Annotated in this window: 18 protein-coding genes; 15 read left to right on the top strand and 3 right to left on the bottom strand. The window is 36.5% G+C overall.

Annotated features, from left to right (window positions below):
* Window positions 1-8: 8 nt before the first annotated feature.
* From NBH14_RS02770 to NBH14_RS02730, 9 genes are read left to right on the top strand one after another with little or no spacing between them, the layout of a single operon-like run.
* Entirely contained in the window at window positions 9-899 is an 891-nt protein-coding gene (locus NBH14_RS02770) for a WaaS/CpsH family glycosyltransferase (protein ID WP_480342930.1), read from the top strand.
* 5 nt (window positions 900-904) lie between these two features.
* Entirely contained in the window at window positions 905-2,311 is a 1,407-nt protein-coding gene (locus tag NBH14_RS02765; RefSeq protein WP_186958827.1) for a lipopolysaccharide biosynthesis protein, read from the top strand.
* Window positions 2,299-3,492, top strand: coding sequence for an EpsG family protein (locus NBH14_RS02760; protein ID WP_186958828.1), 1,194 nt, complete (start codon window positions 2,299-2,301; stop codon window positions 3,490-3,492). The genes NBH14_RS02765 and NBH14_RS02760 overlap by 13 nt, the downstream gene beginning before the upstream one ends.
* 33 nt (window positions 3,493-3,525) lie before the next feature.
* Window positions 3,526-4,623 carry a glycosyltransferase gene (locus NBH14_RS02755; protein WP_186958829.1) on the top strand — a complete coding sequence of 366 codons (1,098 nt, stop codon included), beginning with the start codon at window positions 3,526-3,528 and terminating at the stop codon, window positions 4,621-4,623.
* Window positions 4,624-4,655: 32 nt separating this feature from the next.
* A complete protein-coding gene (locus NBH14_RS02750) occupies window positions 4,656-5,774 on the top strand; it encodes a glycosyltransferase family 4 protein (protein WP_186958830.1) in 1,119 nt (372 codons plus the stop codon).
* Entirely contained in the window at window positions 5,771-6,532 is a 762-nt protein-coding gene (locus NBH14_RS02745; RefSeq protein WP_186958831.1) for a glycosyltransferase family 32 protein, read from the top strand. The genes NBH14_RS02750 and NBH14_RS02745 overlap by 4 nt, the downstream gene beginning before the upstream one ends.
* A 31-nt stretch (window positions 6,533-6,563) precedes the next feature.
* The gene (locus tag NBH14_RS02740) at window positions 6,564-7,724 is read left to right on the top strand and encodes a glycosyltransferase family 4 protein (RefSeq protein WP_186958832.1); all 1,161 of its coding nucleotides are present in this window, start codon (window positions 6,564-6,566) and stop codon (window positions 7,722-7,724) included.
* On the top strand, window positions 7,721-8,656 hold the full coding sequence (locus NBH14_RS02735) for an NAD-dependent epimerase/dehydratase family protein (RefSeq protein ID WP_186958833.1): 936 nt from the start codon (window positions 7,721-7,723) through the stop codon (window positions 8,654-8,656). The genes NBH14_RS02740 and NBH14_RS02735 overlap by 4 nt, the downstream gene beginning before the upstream one ends.
* A gap of 3 nt (window positions 8,657-8,659) precedes the next feature.
* Window positions 8,660-9,631, top strand: coding sequence for an MraY family glycosyltransferase (locus NBH14_RS02730; protein ID WP_222622084.1), 972 nt, complete (start codon window positions 8,660-8,662; stop codon window positions 9,629-9,631).
* A 78-nt stretch (window positions 9,632-9,709) separates the two neighbouring features.
* Here NBH14_RS02730 and NBH14_RS02725 read toward each other — a convergent pair whose 3' ends face one another.
* From NBH14_RS02725 to NBH14_RS02715, 3 genes are read right to left on the bottom strand one after another with little or no spacing between them, the layout of a single operon-like run.
* Entirely contained in the window at window positions 9,710-10,018 is a 309-nt protein-coding gene (locus tag NBH14_RS02725) for a hypothetical protein (protein ID WP_186958834.1), read from the bottom strand.
* Between the two features lie 33 nt (window positions 10,019-10,051).
* Window positions 10,052-10,507, bottom strand: a complete 456-nt coding sequence (locus tag NBH14_RS02720) for a glucosaminidase domain-containing protein (RefSeq protein WP_186958870.1) — start codon at window positions 10,505-10,507, stop codon at window positions 10,052-10,054.
* Between the two features lie 16 nt (window positions 10,508-10,523).
* Window positions 10,524-10,973 carry an HU family DNA-binding protein gene (locus NBH14_RS02715; RefSeq protein WP_186958835.1) on the bottom strand — a complete coding sequence of 150 codons (450 nt, stop codon included), beginning with the start codon at window positions 10,971-10,973 and terminating at the stop codon, window positions 10,524-10,526.
* Window positions 10,974-11,218: 245 nt separating this feature from the next.
* On the opposite strand from NBH14_RS02715, the gene NBH14_RS02710 reads away from it, so the two are divergent.
* The 6 genes from NBH14_RS02710 (at window position 11,219) to NBH14_RS02685 (ending at window position 16,930) form a co-directional block, all read left to right on the top strand.
* Window positions 11,219-11,440, top strand: a complete 222-nt coding sequence (locus NBH14_RS02710) for a DUF4248 domain-containing protein (protein ID WP_122328635.1) — start codon at window positions 11,219-11,221, stop codon at window positions 11,438-11,440.
* Window positions 11,441-11,695: 255 nt separating this feature from the next.
* The gene (locus NBH14_RS02705) at window positions 11,696-12,259 is read left to right on the top strand and encodes a hypothetical protein (protein ID WP_250817121.1); all 564 of its coding nucleotides are present in this window, start codon (window positions 11,696-11,698) and stop codon (window positions 12,257-12,259) included.
* On the top strand, window positions 12,240-13,586 hold the full coding sequence (locus NBH14_RS02700; RefSeq protein ID WP_186958836.1) for a replicative DNA helicase: 1,347 nt from the start codon (window positions 12,240-12,242) through the stop codon (window positions 13,584-13,586). Before NBH14_RS02705 ends, NBH14_RS02700 begins: the two co-directional genes overlap by 20 nt.
* Window positions 13,586-15,061: a CHC2 zinc finger domain-containing protein gene (locus NBH14_RS02695; RefSeq protein WP_186958837.1), complete on the top strand. Its 1,476-nt coding sequence runs from the start codon at window positions 13,586-13,588 to the stop codon at window positions 15,059-15,061. The genes NBH14_RS02700 and NBH14_RS02695 overlap by 1 nt, the downstream gene beginning before the upstream one ends.
* A 28-nt stretch (window positions 15,062-15,089) precedes the next feature.
* A complete protein-coding gene (locus NBH14_RS02690) occupies window positions 15,090-16,553 on the top strand; it encodes a capsule assembly Wzi family protein (RefSeq protein ID WP_186958838.1) in 1,464 nt (487 codons plus the stop codon).
* A complete protein-coding gene (locus NBH14_RS02685) occupies window positions 16,541-16,930 on the top strand; it encodes a lipocalin-like domain-containing protein (RefSeq protein WP_186958839.1) in 390 nt (129 codons plus the stop codon). The genes NBH14_RS02690 and NBH14_RS02685 overlap by 13 nt, the downstream gene beginning before the upstream one ends.
* The last annotated feature ends 182 nt before the right edge of the window (window positions 16,931-17,112 follow it).

Genomic DNA, 17,112 nt, shown 5'->3' with positions numbered 1-17,112 from the left:
TAGAATTGATGTACCTAATATTAGATAATACTTTCCCTCTGTTTCAAAAGTTGATGTCTTTGCACAGTAATATTGTTGTAAATAAGCAGTATAAATCGATTTGTTTATGGAAACGGATTGTTCGAAAAATAATGGCGAATTATTTAAAAAAAAGTTGTTCTTTTTTTTATGAGGATTGGCAAAATAGGTTAGAACAGTATTCTGTTATTATAATTTATGCGTATCGAAATAATTTTGATTTGATTAAATATGTATCTTCACGAAAACATGATTATCAAAAAGTAATTATTTGGTATTGGAATCCGGTTATCCGTTGTATTCATCCTGATAAAATAAGGCATCTTGGATGTGAGTTGTGGTCTTTTGATCCCTTAGACTGTCAACGCTATAATTTGCATTTTAATACAACTTATTATTTTAAAGAGTTGGAATTGCCCTCAAATTCAATGAGACATAGATCTGTTTTTTTTTGTGGGTTGGATAAGGGTAGAAAAGAAAAATTGGATGAGATACAACAAAAGTTAAATATAATGGGATTAACTTCTTATTTTCATGTTGTTGATGAAAAAAAATCTGTTGCTCAACGGTTGCCTCTTTTGTCATATCAAGAATATTTGGAGTATTTATCTGTATCAGATGCTGTATTAGATGTGTTACAAGATGGACAGGAGGGTATGACATTGAGGGTAATGGAGGCATTATTTTTAAAAAAGAAACTGATAACAACTCAAAAGAATCTATTGAAAGCGGATTTTTATCATCCTGATAATATCTTTATAATAGGTATGGATAATTGGAGCCAAATTAAGGAGTTTATGAATCGACCTATTTATTCTATTCCAAATGAAATATTGATTAAGTATGACTTTGATAGTTGGATAAAACGTTTAATATATTAATAAAAATGAAAGCGTTAATTTTTAACTTTATATCTTTTGGATTGGCTGTTTGTCTAGAACGATTGATTTCATTTTTGTTGATACCGTTGTATGCGAATGTTTTTTCTGTGGAAGAATTTGGTGTCATTGATTTAATTCAGACTTTTATGGGGATTGTTTCCATTTTTTGTTTTCTACAATTGGAAACATCTTTGCAACGTTTTTATTACGAGTATGAAGGAGAAGAAAAGGGAAAATTTATATTTGCAATTTTCTTTATGATAATGTGTGTTGGATTCATTTTGGGAACAATAATTATATTATTTTCTCCTTACCTGAGTCAATGGTTATGCGATTCAGTACAATATGTAACTGCTTTTAGAATAGCTGCTATCCAGATGTTTTTTTCTGTGTTATCTTCTTTAATATTAATTTTATTGAGGTTTGAGAAAAAAAATATCCTATTTACAATAGTGATAATAGGAAAGTCGCTTTTGCTATTCGGAACTATTTATTGGTTTGTTTCTGTTGCACATTATGGTGTCAGTGGTTTCTTCTTGTCTCAATTATTAGCAATTTCATTATCTTTTTTTGTATCTCTTTATTTGATGCGTAGATTGTTTGTTTTTCATCTATCAAAATCTATAATGAAAACTTCATTACACTATGCGCTGCCTCAGTTTCCTGCTCGTATTGGAAGTGCAACAAATGCTTATGCCAATCGTTTTTTTATTTTAGGTTATTTGGATACGTATCATGTAGGTTTGTTTTCGATGGCTTTAAAAATAGGCTCCATTATGCAATTAGTACATCAAACTTTTATGATGGCATGGAATCAGTATATGTTTGAGATATTGAAAAAGGAAAATAGTAAGTTTCAATTTTCTTTTATTTTTCAAATAATAGTTCCAATTACATTTTTATTCTCAATGTGTTTATCTTTGTTTTCTGCGGAGTTAATTATGAATTTTGCGTCACCAAAATTTGTGGAATCTGCTAAATATGTTGGATGTATAACAATGGCTATTAGTTTGTTAATTGTAAAAGAAGTAGTTGATGTTGGACCAAAGTATAAGTCCAAGACATACTATTTATCTATATCTTTTCTTTCTGCATTGGGAGTTAACTTGATTAGTTCGTTTTGTCTTGTCAAGTATTTAGGATTGGATGGTATCGTTTATTCAATGATTTTGGCTAATTTGGTGTTGTTGACATTAAGTTGGATATTTTCTTATAGATTGTATCCGATTTATTTTTCTCGTACAATATTGATTATATCAATGTTGCCAGCACTTTTGTTAACTATATTCATGATTTATGTAGATATCTCCTTTTATTATAGATGTTTATTATTACCTTGTGCTGTGATATATTATTTTATTTTAATTTTTAGAGCTATACTACATTATAAAAGGAACTTATGCCTTATTTGATAATATTTCTTTTCTCTCTTTGCTTTTTATATAGATATGATATTAAAAAAAAAGAAAAATATAAGAAAAGTGCTTACTTTTTTTTGTTTATATTAGTTGTACTAACGGCTGGTTGCCGTTATGTAGTTGGAGGAGATACAGTACGCTATATGCGATATTGGGAATATTATCCGACTTTTGGAGATGATATAGGTATATTTTCTTATGCCATGTATGATCCTTTTTGGATGTTATTAAATGTATGTTGTAAATTTCTATGTTCTGATTTTATATTTTTTCAGTTTGTACATGCATTATTATTAAATTGGATTTTGTTTTATGGCGTATTCAAACGACAGAATATTTTTAAGGAACACTACTTTTCTGTTGTTTTCTTTTATATTATTTATTATTTTATTTACTTTAACATGGAAGTGCTTAGAGAATCTTTAGCAGTAGCTATTTTTCTTCTGAGTATCCCTGCTTTTCAGCAAAAAAAATGGTTAAAATACTATCTGTTTGCTGTGATAAGTTTTTTGTTTCACTCTTCAGCTATAATAGTATTTATATTTCCTGTTTTTAGATATATCGCTTTTAAAAAAAGATATGTTATACTGACCTTTATATTTGTGATTACTATATTCATATTGTTGGAAAGTTCATTAAGTGTTTTGTTTGTTAATCCTATTATACAACAAAGATTTGACTTATATAAAGATGCCAGTATGAATTTTAATGGTCGTTTATTACGTACTATTATTTATTTTATTATTCCACTTTTTATTATATATGTAAATGATTATAGGATGTATCGACGTAAGAAGGAATACATTGTTCTGTATATGGTGTTTGTTTTTGTAGCTTCAATATCTGCTGGAAATACTGCATTTGGAGGACGATTTATTAATTATATTGCAATAATTATTATAGGGTATTATGTTCATTTTATTTATGGAATTAGGAAATCATTATTTGTTAAAAATGTTCAAAAATGTGTTCTTGTTTTATTGGTTATTATTCCTTTTATATGGACTTTGAAGTCGTATTTTGGAAATTATTCTTTTATATTACAAGGGAAAAAAGGATATTTCTTGTGGTTTCCATATACAGATGTTTTTCATATAGATGACTCTAAGCAAAAAAATATTATAGAAGAACGTATTTATTTTGCTGATGAGTTAATGCTTTTTCAGACTCAATAGTGTTTTAATGTAAATATTTGTCTATTTGATAACATGAAAAAATGTGTGTTTTTAGTAACAGGGTTGGAGCAAGGAGGTATTGAAACTTATTTGTTGAGGTTTCTAAAATATAATAATAAACGAAGTTACAATATCATTTGGTGTAAATCAGGTAAAGCTGGAGCTTTGTATAATGATTATAAAGATGTTTCAGATGAAATAATTCTCAAACCGTTAGGTTATTTTTCAATATTTGCTTATATACGATTTTATTTATATTTGAAGAAAAATAATATAGATACTATTTGTGATTTTAATGGCCATTTTGCAGGGTTATCTCTTGTTTTTGGCTATTTTGCACGAGTTAAAAAGCGTATCACGTTTTATAGAGGATCTACAAATCATTTTAAAGAAACAAAACTACGGCTTTTGTATAATTATTTGATGAAAATACTAGTTATGTTGTTTGCTACTAAAATATTAGCAAATTCCAAAACTGCATTAGATTTTTTCTACCCAAATAGAAAGGATACTAATAGGTTTCAAGTTGTATATAATGATTTAGGAAGGGAATATTGTTCTCAAATGAATATAGACGTGGTATCAATTAGAACAATGTTGAGTCTTCCTTTAAATGCTTTTGTGATAGGTCATGTTGGACGTTATAATATAGCAAAAAATCATGAAACTATCCTTAAAGTTGCCGAAATACTCTGTAAAAAATATGCCGATGTGTATTTTGTTTTGGTAGGTAAAGATACGGATATTTACTTAAAAAATAAGGTGTTGCAGATGGGGCTGTCAAAGCAAATACAAATTTTGGGATATAGAAGTGATGTCTCATCGTTATTAAAATCATTTGATTTATTTTATTTCCCATCTATTACAGAAGGTCAACCTAATGCATTGATTGAAGCAATGGCTAACGGTATTCCGGTTATAGCCTCAAATATTGATCCTATAAAAGAATCGGTTCCTTTATATTTATATGATAAATTATTGTCTCCAAATGATGTGAATAAAACTATTGAATGTATCTGTAAATACTATTTTAATCGTGATTTATTAAATGAATTAGTTTGTCAAAATTGGGTTATAGATAATTTTTGCTCAAACAAATGGTTTGATAAATTTGAGAAAGAATTGTTGTAAATATTTTGTGCATTATATAAACTCTATAATTTATGAATATTGCTGTAATACAAGATCAGGCTGTTTTTAAATATGATAATAAATATTATAGGAAAAGTTTGACAGAGTTTGATAAATATCTAAAACTTTGTGATCACTTGTTTTATTGTTGTTCTATCAAAAGTATAGGATCTAGTTTGGCCTTAGAGATGAAATTGATAGATTTAAGTAGAGTAACAATAATAGAATTGAAGAAAGAACGACTATTTGTATCTAAAATAAATAAGAATATTATACAAAATATTATATTTAATGTCGATTTAGTTTTTGTCAAAATGCCTTCGTTATCTTTGGGTAGATATGCTTTACATTTATTGCAAAAAGAACAAATTAAATATGTGACAGAGGTTGTTGGTTGTGCTTTTGATGTATTTTGGTATTATGGATTAAAAGGGAAAATATTGGCTTTGCCAAATTACTTAGTAGCTTGGTACTATATTAAGAAATCCAAGTCCGTTATATATGTAACTAATCGTTTTTTGCAAAAACGTTATCCAACAAAAGGTTTGTGTCTATCTTGTTCCAATGTGAGGATAGATGTTGTAGATAATATTTTGAATCGTAATTCCTATCAGCAAGGTGATGTATTAAAAATAGGGACAATCAGTCCTGTTGATAGGACATTTAGGGGCCAGATTACCGTTTTAAAAGCAATGAATCTGTTGAAAGGTCGTGGGATTATAGTTAAGTATTTTTTGGTTGGGGGAGGAAGGAGTGATAGATTACAAAAAATAGCATCTGCTTTATCCATACAAGACCAAGTCTTTTTTTTAGGAGAATTAACGCATGATAAAGTTATATCTTTTTTAGATACTATTGATGCATATGTACATCCAAGTAAAGCAGAGGGATTACCTCGTGCTCTTATAGAGGCTATGAGTAGAGGAAGATTGGCTATTGGAGCAAAAACAGGAGGAATTCCAGAGTTGTTACCGAGTGAATACATTTTTGAAAAAGGAGATTACCGTAAACTATCGAATATAGTCGAACATTTGAGTGTGCAAGATTTTGAAACACAAGGTAGGGCTAATTATTTGGTTAGTCAACAGTATCGAATGTCTATTTTAGACGATAAAAGAGTTAATTTTATTAATAAAATAATGAGATTATGATTCCTAAAGTTATTCATTATTGTTGGTTAAGTGGTGATCCTTATCCTGAAATAATACAGAGGTGTATTGATAGCTGGAAAGATAAACTGCCTGATTATCAGTTTGTCTTGTGGGACAAAAATAAATTTGATATAAACTCTCATATTTGGGTAAAGCAGGCCTATGAAAGTAGAAAGTTCGCTTTTGCTGCCGATTATATTCGATTATATGCTCTGTATTATTATGGAGGAATTTACTTAGATACAGATGTTGAAGTTCTTAAATCTTTTGATAATTTATTGAACAGAAATTATTTTATAGGTTTAGATAGCCAGTCAAAATTAGAAGCTGCAATAATTGGTTCTGAAGCTAAGTCTGATTGGATATTAGCTTGTCTAAAGTATTATGATAATAGAAAATTCTATGGTGATAAGAATATATTGGATATGAAAACACTTCCGTTAATTATGGAAGAAATGATGGTGAAAAATGGGATTGTTATAAAGAAATATGATAATTATTCGAGTGAAATTATATGTGATAATGTTATTTCTGTCTTTCCATTTGATTTTTTTTGTTCAAAACGACATGATACAGGGAAAATATGTATAACTGAAAATACTTATTCTATTCATCATTTTGCTATGTCTTGGCAATCTCCCATTAGTAAAATATTAACTTGTTATAAAAGAATATTTGTTAAGCTATTTGGAAGTGATTTTACTAATATACTGATTCGTGTTTTTAACTTAAAGTCATTGAAAGAAAAATTAATGTAATTTCTTAATATAAAAATGAATAATCTGTGAAATGAATATTCTTCATGTTGTTAATATTTCCTTCGTAATACCTTATTTTTTAGGAGGTCAATTGACTTATTTTAGGAATAAAGGTTATAAGGAATATATAGTATGTAGCCCTTCTGATGAATTGTTAGTTCTTTCTAAGAAATTTCAATTTGATTATAGGATGATACCTATCTCTCGTAAAATATCATTAATAAGTGATTTGAAAGCATTGATAGGAATATGTTCTTATATTCATAAAAATGAAATTAATATCGTAACAGGGCATACACCAAAGGGAGCATTACTTGCAATGTTAGCAGCTTATATAATTAGAATTCCTATTCGTATCTATTTTCGACATGGCTTGGTTTATGAAACATCCCGAGGGTTAAAAAGAATATTATTGATTTCGATGGATAGATTGGCTGGTAAATTGTCAACAAAGATTGTTTGCGTAAGCCCTTCTGTATGTCAACGTAGCATTGAAAACGGCTTAAATAAAGCAGAGAAACAAACCTTGTTATTAAAGGGTACTTGTAATGGAATTGATATAAAACGCTTTAATAGATATGGTATTCAACATGAAGTATTGCTCGATTTAAGAGAACAATTAGGATTTGATGATGATGATTTTGTGATTGGATTTACGGGAAGGCTAGTTAAAGATAAAGGTATAATTGAATTAGTAGAGGCTTTTTCTATTTTGCAAGAAAAATATTCTAATATACGACTTTTGTTGGTAGGAATGTTGGAAGAAAGAGATGCTTTACCAAAGAATATTATAGAGTCAATAATAAAAAATCCGAATATTATTACGACAGGTTATATTTCTAATTCTTTCATTGAATATTATTATGCATTAATGAATATTTTCATTTTACTTTCTTATAGAGAAGGTTTTCCTACTTCTGTGCTAGAGGCATCAGCTATGGAACTTCCAGTTATCACAACAAGAGTTACAGGTTGTATTGATTCTATTATAGAAAATAGAACGGGAGTTTTTGTCTCTCATAATGTGCAAGAGATTTCTTCTATTATAGAACGCTTTTATATTAATCGTCAATTAGGCGTAGTTTATGGCAAGAATGGGCGGTCCTTAGTTGAGCAAAATTTTAGGCAAGAATTGATATGGAATGAAATAGAAAAACTATATAGGATTAAATCCGAAGTTGATATACAATGAAAATCTTAATTACTGGTATTCACGGTTTCGTAGGTTCTAATTTAGTTCAAGCACTTAAATCTAATCATATAATATATGGTTTAGATATTGTTACGCATCAAAAAGAAGGAGTGGTAAAAATTTATTCTTGGGAGGAACTTAATAGTACTTCTTTTTCTCAAATAGATGCCATTATCCACTTAGCGGGTAAGGCCCACGATACTAAAAATCAATCTTCATCTCAATTATATTTTAATATTAACACGAGGTTGACTCAAAAGATATTTGATTTCTTTTTGCAATCTTCTGCAAAGAAGTTTATTTTCTTCAGTTCGGTAAAGGCTGCTGCGGATAGCGTAATAGGGGAGATGTTGACGGAGGAGGTGATTCCAACGCCTGTTGGACCTTATGGAGAAAGTAAAATGAAAGCAGAGGAATATATACAACAACATTTACCTAAAGATAAACAAGTGTATATTTTGCGTCCTTGCATGATACATGGTCCAGGAAATAAAGGGAATTTGAACTTGCTTTATAGCGTAGTGAAAAAAGGGATCCCTTGGCCTTTGGGGGATTTTGAGAATTGTCGTTCGTTTACTTCCATTGATAATTTGTGCTATGTGGTAGAAGGTTTGTTGACGAAGGATATTCCTTCAGGCATTTACCATATGGGTGATGATGAATCTATTTCAACCAATGAACTGATAGAGATTATGTGTGAAGTGATGGGAAAGAAATCTCGTATCTGGAAAGTGAATAAAGGGATGATGGAAGGGTGTGCTGGATTGGGAACATTGTTACATTTGCCTTTAAACACAGAACGATTGAGAAAGTTAACAGAAAATTATGTAGTCTCTAATACTAAAATAAAAAAAGCGCTTGGTATAGAACGAATGCCTGTGAGAGCGATAGATGGATTAAAGAAAACATTTAAAAGTTTCCAGAAAGAATAACAGATGATTACTTATATTATTATAGCAATATTACTCTTGGGGCTAGAGTTGTTATATTTTTATGTGGCTGATAAATTTAATATCATTGACAAACCTAACCAACGTAGTTCTCATACAAATATAACTTTACGGGGAGGTGGTATAATCTTTTTGTTGGGACTATGGATACATGCTTTGTTTTTTGGTTTTCAATATCCTTGTTTTTTGGTAGGATTGACAGCTATAGCTGGGATTAGTTTTGTGGATGATATACATCCTGTCCCTAATAAAATTCGATTATTAGTCCATTTTACAGCTATGTTCTTGATGTTTCAAGAATATGGAATTTTAAATATGGATAGTTGGTGGATGGTGTTAATTGGACTAATTTTATGTGTTGGGATTGTGAATGCATATAATTTCATGGACGGTATAAACGGTATTACGGGAGGATATTCGCTAGCAGTACTTCTTTCTTTATTTTATGTGAATCGCTCCCTTCATTTTATTGATAATAGTTTTTTGATCATTATCATTTTGAGCGTATTGGTGTTTTGCTTGTTTAACTTCCGGAAAAAAGCGAAATGTTTTGCGGGAGACATTGGTTCGGTAGGGATCGCTTTTATTCTTTTATTTATCATAGGTAGGCTAATTATACAAACGGGTGACTTTACTTATATTGTGTTTCTCGTAGTTTATGGTGTAGATAGCGTATTGACTATTGTTCATCGTCTAATGCTTCATGAAAATATTGGATTGCCACATCGTAAGCATTTGTATCAGATTATGGCTAATGAATTAAAGATACCACATTTAGTTGTGGCTACTATTTATATGGTTGTACAAGGATTGATAATAATTGGTTTTATTTATTTTTATGAATACAGTTATTACTATTTAGCTGGTACGATTATAGCATTGAGTCTATGCTATATAGGTTTTATGAATAAGTATTTTTATTTGCATCAGTTAGGTGTTAGTAAAAATAATATATAATAAAAAATCTTGTTGCTATCTTTTAAATAACAACAAGATTCATGATTAATAAACTTTCCAGACTTTTTCTGTTGATTGTTAACCGACAAAAAGTTTGTATACTCCCCCGATCAATCCTCCGGCCATCAAACAATATCCGGCAATATCTATCGGTTCGACATATTTTCCCCAGTCACCTTGGTGGAGAGTGAGAGTATCGCTCCGATCGCTGTCAGCGTCACTTCCGTCTGCTCCCTCAGGAGAGACAAGAGGGTGATCGCCATCAGGAAGAGGACGAGGGTAGGGATCAGGACAGGGGCAGTCACCGGCTGCCGGTTTTTGCTTGCGGGGAAAGATGATCCGGGCAAGCTGGGTGAGGAAGGCGAGGATCGTTTCAAGGTACTTCATGTTAATTGAAAATTATAAATTGAAAATTGAAAATTAAAGGGAAGATTCGATTAATTTGCTGATTGATCGGCAAATTGTGACCAGCATTCTCCGGTAGGCTTCGCGGTTGTCGCCGTTTACTTCGCTGATGTATTTGCTGTAACCGATTTTGAGGGCAAAGGCAGTTGGTTGGTAGCTGACATCGGCGGCATCGGTGTAGGCGTGGCGGATCAGGCGGGCATAGTCCATGAAAGAGTGTAACGGGTCGGGATATGTACGGAAGGAAAGGGAGTTGGTGCTCAGTTGCACGGAGGTCCCGGTCCACCAGACGTTCTTTTTTCCGTAAGCGGTGATACCGAAAAAGTTATGATGTTGCAGGCAAAGATCACTTTGTGCCCAACCGGTTTCGATAGCCGCTTGTGCCAGGATAACAACCGGATTGATCCGGAAAGCTTCCCCGGCCTTTTGAGCCAGGGGAAGATACTTGGTGATAAAATCCTTTTTGGTCATAATAAGAATAATTATTTCATTCGATTTCCGGTCTGTCTTCGCCACCTTCTCCGTTCTTTTCTTCCGGGTCGGAGAATGGGTCCAGACGGTCGTAACTGGCTTCGGAGACCAGTTGACGCAGCATGGCGCCGGGGGTGAAGATAATACGGGCCTTCTTAAACAACATCGGATCGTAATCCTTCAGGGTGGATGAACCTTTACTGCCGGCAAACATGCGGAAGTTGCCGAATTCACCCATTTGGATGACATTGCCGCTTTCGAGCAGCATGCAGAGAACATAAATCAGACCATCGATCACCAACTCTACTTCACCGGGTTTGGCGGTGCAGTAACCGGAGACCAGTTTACACAATTTTTTGAAAGAGGTCTTCTCCATCGAACGGACCTGACCGTAATACAATTGAGCGCCTTTGGCAGCTCCCTTGCTCATGTCCTTTTTGAGGACGACACGATACTTTAATGACATAGCTTTTTAATTGAAAATTGATAATTGATAATTGAAAATTATTGGTGGATTCAGGAGGGGATTAACCGGTGTTTTCCCTTGAATTCATTACAAAGATACGGTGGGGATATAGGCTGAATGATCCGAATGGAACCGAACGGGCATTTAGATGCATTTTTTGTTGAATTTATTTGATTATATAGTTGTTATATCCGAATTTATGTGTATATTTATAGGGTAATAAAACAACTTAAAATCATCTTATTATGGAAGAACTATTTCAACAAAAAACTTTTGGATGGCAGGAATTGGCTATCCTTTATGCTCCAGGATTAACACCCCATTCAGCCTCGAGAAGACTTACACGTTGGGTAATAATAAACAAAGAATTATACGATCGTCTGATTCGTTCAGGATGGATTAAAGGAGCCCGTATCTTGTCTCCTTTACAGGTTGCAATTATTGTGGATTTTCTGGGCGAACCATGATGTTTTGCATATGTAAAAAAACAATTGTTTCTGATTTCAAAAACAACTGTCTTTACATACAAATACAATTGTTTTTGTAACTGAATACAATTGTATTTTGTTTAACCAATCAATTTTAATAATCAAAACGCATAAAAAGAAAGAATCCCTTTTCTTTTATTCTTATATATAATGTAGGGATTTGACAGCCATCCGGCAGGAGGTGATGTATAGGGTTGATTTACTGTGTTTTATGCGTGACAAACAAACGGCATTATGGAAATGGCTGAAAATGAGAATATTTACACGGATGTTAAGGCCTTGATATATTTTGGAAAATCCTATTTGAAAGTACCTCGTGTAATAATAGAGCGGATGTTCGCATCCGTTAATAGTGAACGTATGATCGGAATAGTGCATTGGTTGTTATTTTGTTTGTGCAATTATGCCGACGGCTATGTGTCGATCAAAGGAAAGCAAGTCTTATGCCGTAGAGGTGAATGCTTTATAACTTATGAAAAGTTGGCCTGGTTTATGATGGTAGATAGCCGTTCGGTCAGAAGATATGTCAGTTCACTGGAAAGTGAATCTTTGGTGGAAGTGAAACGGGTGGCAGGCCATATCTGCTTTCGTGTTTGCGGGTATGATCGTTTTACGGCTCCGGAGACCCCTGCGGAAACACCGAAAGAGGGTAAAAGAACCGGAGTGACTAAAAAACAGGTTGAACCGGATGTGATTGGCTTGCGAAGAGCGGAAGCCGAGTTGAAGATAAGTCATGGGAACGTACCCCGTACCGACCTGTTAAAAAGTTGCTATGAGTATGGAAAAGAATGTAATTGAAAGAGCTTTGCTCTGTTCGCTGTTTCTGGACCAGGTGGCGATTCTTGAGGTGGTCGGATTGTTGCGTCCGGAAATGTTTTCCGATCCGGATCATGGGTTTATTTACGAAGCGTTTACCGATCTGTTTAACCGTAATAAACGACCTGACCTGATCCTGGTGGAAGAGGAAATGAAAAAGAATGATCCGGAGCGTTACCTGAAGATGGGAGGCATGGCGTACTTGTCGGATGGAATGGAGACGGTTCGCCTGGAACATAACGCTGTAGAGTATGCCCGCGAAATCCTTCATCATTATCTGCTGGGGTGTATGCATAAGCTGTTTGTACAAAAAGCATCGGAATGCCTGCAATACGGTATGGACTACCTGAAGGTGATAGAAGACTGCGAGCGTGATTTGCTACGCTTGCGTATGGATAATTCGGAATCGGATTCGCTTCTGCCGCTTAGTGAAGTGATGAAGTTGTCTATAGACGATCATCTCGACCGGATGAGCCGTAAGGATGATTCGGTGCGTATGCTGAGTGGAATCAATGGGTTGGACGGACTGACGGGAGGACTTTACCGGAAGGAAGTGCTGGTGCTGGGCGGTCTTCCGAGTGACGGTAAGACGGCGCTGGCGATGTTTATGGCAATGAATATGGCTCGCCAGGGTAAACATGTGCTTCATTTCAGTTTTGAAATGACGGGCGAACAGACTGCCGCCCGTTTTTTTGCCGGTTATGCCGGTGTGGAGGCCGCCCGCCTGCGTATAGGGGGACTTCGTGAGGGGGATATCGACCGGATGAAACGGTATGCTTCCGGTGTGGAAAAGATGCCTTATTATTTTACGAATGTATCTTCTATGAGCCTGGAGGCATTGCGGGCGGAGATAATGCTCCGTAGCCGTAAAGGTGAATGCGATGTTGTTGTGATTGATTATTTGCATATGCTTGCTCCTGTATCGAAGAAAAATGAGACTATAGAGTCTGTGATCCGTCATACGATTACGGCATTGAAACGTATTGCCGTGGAGGCTAATTGTGCCATGCTGGTGGTTTCGCAGTTGAACCGTGAGGTGTTGAAACGTGCCGAGAATGGTTTTGTCCCGATGATGAGCGATTTGCGTGATTCGGGTGCCATTGAATTTGTAGCGGATTGTGTGGTGATCATCAATCGGCCGGAGCGTTTCGAAAAGGACCTGAGCAAATACGGAGCGAATGGTTCCCACCTGCTCAAGTTGTATGTCCTGAAAAATCGTAACGGATCGACAGGTATTGCCGAGGTATATAGGAATGATACTTATACGTCTTTTGTGAATCCGGGTGGTAATTTACATTTTGAGGACTGATGAACAGGCTGGAGATCACATCATTCAAGGAACGGGTCGATCTGGTAAAGGTGGTCGGCCATTACTCGACTCTCGAAAGGAAAGGGGCGGCTTATCTGGGTTTGTGTCCTTTCCATGACGATCATCATCCTTCGCTGCGGGTAGATCCGGCAAAAAGGGTATACCACTGTTTTAGTTGCGGAGCCGGAGGGGATGTCTTCCGCTTCGTACAGGAGAAGGAGGGATGTAGCTTTGGTGAGGCGGTCCGTCTTTGTGCGGATATCTGCCACTTGCCTGTTCCCGCATTCGATGCGGGATCGCAAAAACACAGGCCTGATAAGCAACCGGTTGAAAAGGATAGTTCCCTTGCAGTCCCGCATCAAGTGCGGGAACAGGTACCAGCTCCGACGGTTGAAATGAATGAACGTTACGGGCAGACGTTGCTTCCGTATGATCCGGGGATGGAAGAATTGCGGGAGACCTATGCTGCTTTTGAGGTTGGGATTGCTCCGGCTATCGTGCCTGAAGCCTGGAAGTTTACCCGTGGCCGGATTGTTTTTCCGATTCGTAATGCGGCGGGCGAGTTGGTTGCTTTTGCCGCCCGTTACCGGGGGGATCTATCTGTTAAGAAAATCCCCAAATACATAAACAGTTCGACCAGTGCGATCTATAAGAAAGATGAATTGCTTTACGGTTGGCATCGGGCTGTGACGAAGGTTCGTGAGACGGGAATCGTTTTTTTAACCGAAGGATACAAAGATACGTTGGCGATGCATGCGGCTGGTTTTAGCAATACGGTTGCCCTTTGTGGCACGAATTTGTCGGAGCATCATATCGCTATGATCCGGAAAGAGGCTGTTACGGTTTGTCTTTTTCTGGATGCCGACGAGGTAGGGCGGGAAACAGTTACGGGGGTAATGCCCAAACTGCGCAGTGCCGGTCTTCGGGTGGTGGATATATTACCGGAAGGCGGTAAGGATGCGGATGAGATGTTCCGTTCGTTGGGGCGCGAAGCCTTTATCCGTTGGGTAGGAAAGGCGATGATCCCTCCGGCGAGACGGAAAGCGGAGTCGTTGTTGGTTGCTGTCTGCCGACGTTGGCCGGATACTTTATGCCTGACGGAAGAAGGGGAAGAGGCCCTTTATGTGGATAATATCCGGAAAATACTATCTTCTGACGATTTGTTACCGACTGACAACCTTGTTCCCGCGCTCGATGCAGGACTGCAAAAGGACCGATCGGAAACGAAAGAACTGGATAACCTTTATGCTTTGCATACCGATTCATCGCATAGTGACCGGGTGCGTCGAAGTGAGTTGGTCCGCTATCTTTTTCTTAGTTATCTGGAGGTACGTCTGGTCGACCGTGTCCGGCAAAATCTCCACCGTTTATCCCGGACTTTTGCTGATGAAGAGTCGCGTGTCCTTTTGTTATCTGATTTACAGTATCAACGAAATTATTTAAGCAGCGTCTCCCGTGAATTGGGCAGGAGATGATTAGCTTCTCATTTTATATCTGAAATTAATGAAAATTGTATCTAACTTAATCCTTTTGGGAAGCATGTGTATGCTTCCTTTAACCTCTTATGCTCAGTTTACGAAAGGGCTGAGTTATCGGGCGGAGACTGGTGTCAGCTTCAGTGGAGGCGAATATACCCCTTTCTGGCTGACGGCAAACAAGCAGGGGCTTTCGTCCATTGAAAAGAATAACGGGTATCTGCGTGCCGGTGTTTTCCGGGAGTTGGAAAATGATAAACCTTTCTCGTATGCTTTCGGGGCGGATCTGGCTGTTGCTTATAATTTTACTTCGACTTTCGTGGTGCAACAATTGTATGCGGATCTGAAATATCGTTGCCTGGGGTTGAGCATCGGAAGTAAGGAGCGGTATAGCGAGTTCAATAATCCGTTACTGAGTAGCGGTGGACTGACATTTTCGGGAAATGCGCGTCCGATTCCGCAGGTTCGTATCGGTATTCCCGAATATACGCTCGTTCCGGGAACAAAAGGTTGGTTGGCTTTTAAAGGGCATATTGCCTATGGTATGTTTACGGATGACGGCTGGCAGAAGGACTTTGTGGTTCCGGGCGGTAAACATACAGAGCATGTACTTTATCATTCCAAAGATTTATATGTGAAGATCGGTAACAAAGAGAAGTTTCCTTTGATCTTTGAAGGAGGTCTTGAGATGGCTGCCCAGTTCGGAGGGAATGCGTTTATCGGGGATGGAAAAATTGATATGCCGAACAGAATCAAGGATTTCTTTAAAGTGTTTATTCCAAGCGGAGGGAGTAGTGATACGCCGATGGGTGAACAAACAAATATTTATGGGAATCATTTAGGCAGCTGGAATTTCTCATTGACCTGGTATGCTCCGAATGATTGGATGGTTCGTCCTTATTATGAGCATTATTTCGAAGACCATTCGCAGATGTTCGGGGAATATGGCTGGAAAGATTGTCTGGCAGGGATAGAAATAACACTTCCCAAAAATCCTGTCGTTAGTAGTTTTGTTTACGAATATATTTCAACAAAAGATCAAACGGGTCCTGTTTATTGGGATCATACACCGGAGATTCCTGAACAGGTGAGTGGTGCGGATAATTATTATAATCATGGTATTTATACCGGCTGGCAACATTGGGGGATGGGGATCGGCAATCCGCTGGTTATGTCTCCTATTTATAATGATGATGGAGAAATAATTTTTAAAAGTAATCGTTTGCAGGGACATCATTTCGGGATTATGGGAAATCCTTGTGCCGATTTGCAATATCGTATCCTTTTATCCGTTACACGTAATTGGGGAACTTATAGTTTGCCTTTTTATGAGATCAAAAAGAACGGAAATGCTTTAGCTGAATTGAAATATACTCCCCACCAATTGAAAGGCTGGGATTTTACAGCATCGTTGGGTATAGACCGGGGAGCGATGTTGGGTAAAAGTGCTGGTGGCATGTTAACAATCAGAAAAACAGGATGGATACGATGAAAAGATATATAATAGGTGCGTTGCTACTGTTGATGGCTAGCGCTTGTGGAAAAATGCCGATTAATGGCGACCTGGATGGTCGCTGGCAGATTATGAAGATAGAATATGCATCGGGAGAGGAAGAAGTTCCGGAACGTGCTTATTACAGCGTGGCTTTGCATACGATCAATTTGATGAAGGTTGGTGTCAGTAATCAAACGGGCAATATGGAATATACCGGAGATTCCTTGTTTGTAGTCATGCCAATCAGTAAAGTTGAAGACTTATTGCCATTTGGCATGAACGGAACGGAGCAACGCTTCGGCGTCAAAGAATTAACATCGAATCATCTGGTTCTGCAATCGGATTATGCCCGGTTGGAGTTCAGGAAGTTTTGATTCAGAAATTATCAGAATTGAACTAGTTAAGTGTTGTTGCTTGTCCTGAAAGGACTAACTGTGAATAGCCCCCGGTGAAGCCGGGGGATTGGGAATGGCATCCAGCCGATGAGCCCTGAAAGGGTTCAATCACAACGTATTATTCGCCCCCTTCAGGGACGCACCATCCCGCATATATCGGG

It is taken from the genome of Parabacteroides caecihominis, assembly GCF_023656785.1.
GTDB classification, from domain to species: Bacteria; Bacteroidota; Bacteroidia; order Bacteroidales; family Tannerellaceae; genus Parabacteroides; species Parabacteroides segnis.
The sequence above is the reverse complement of the archived record's forward strand: the minus strand, read 5'-3'. Positions and strand labels throughout refer to the sequence as shown.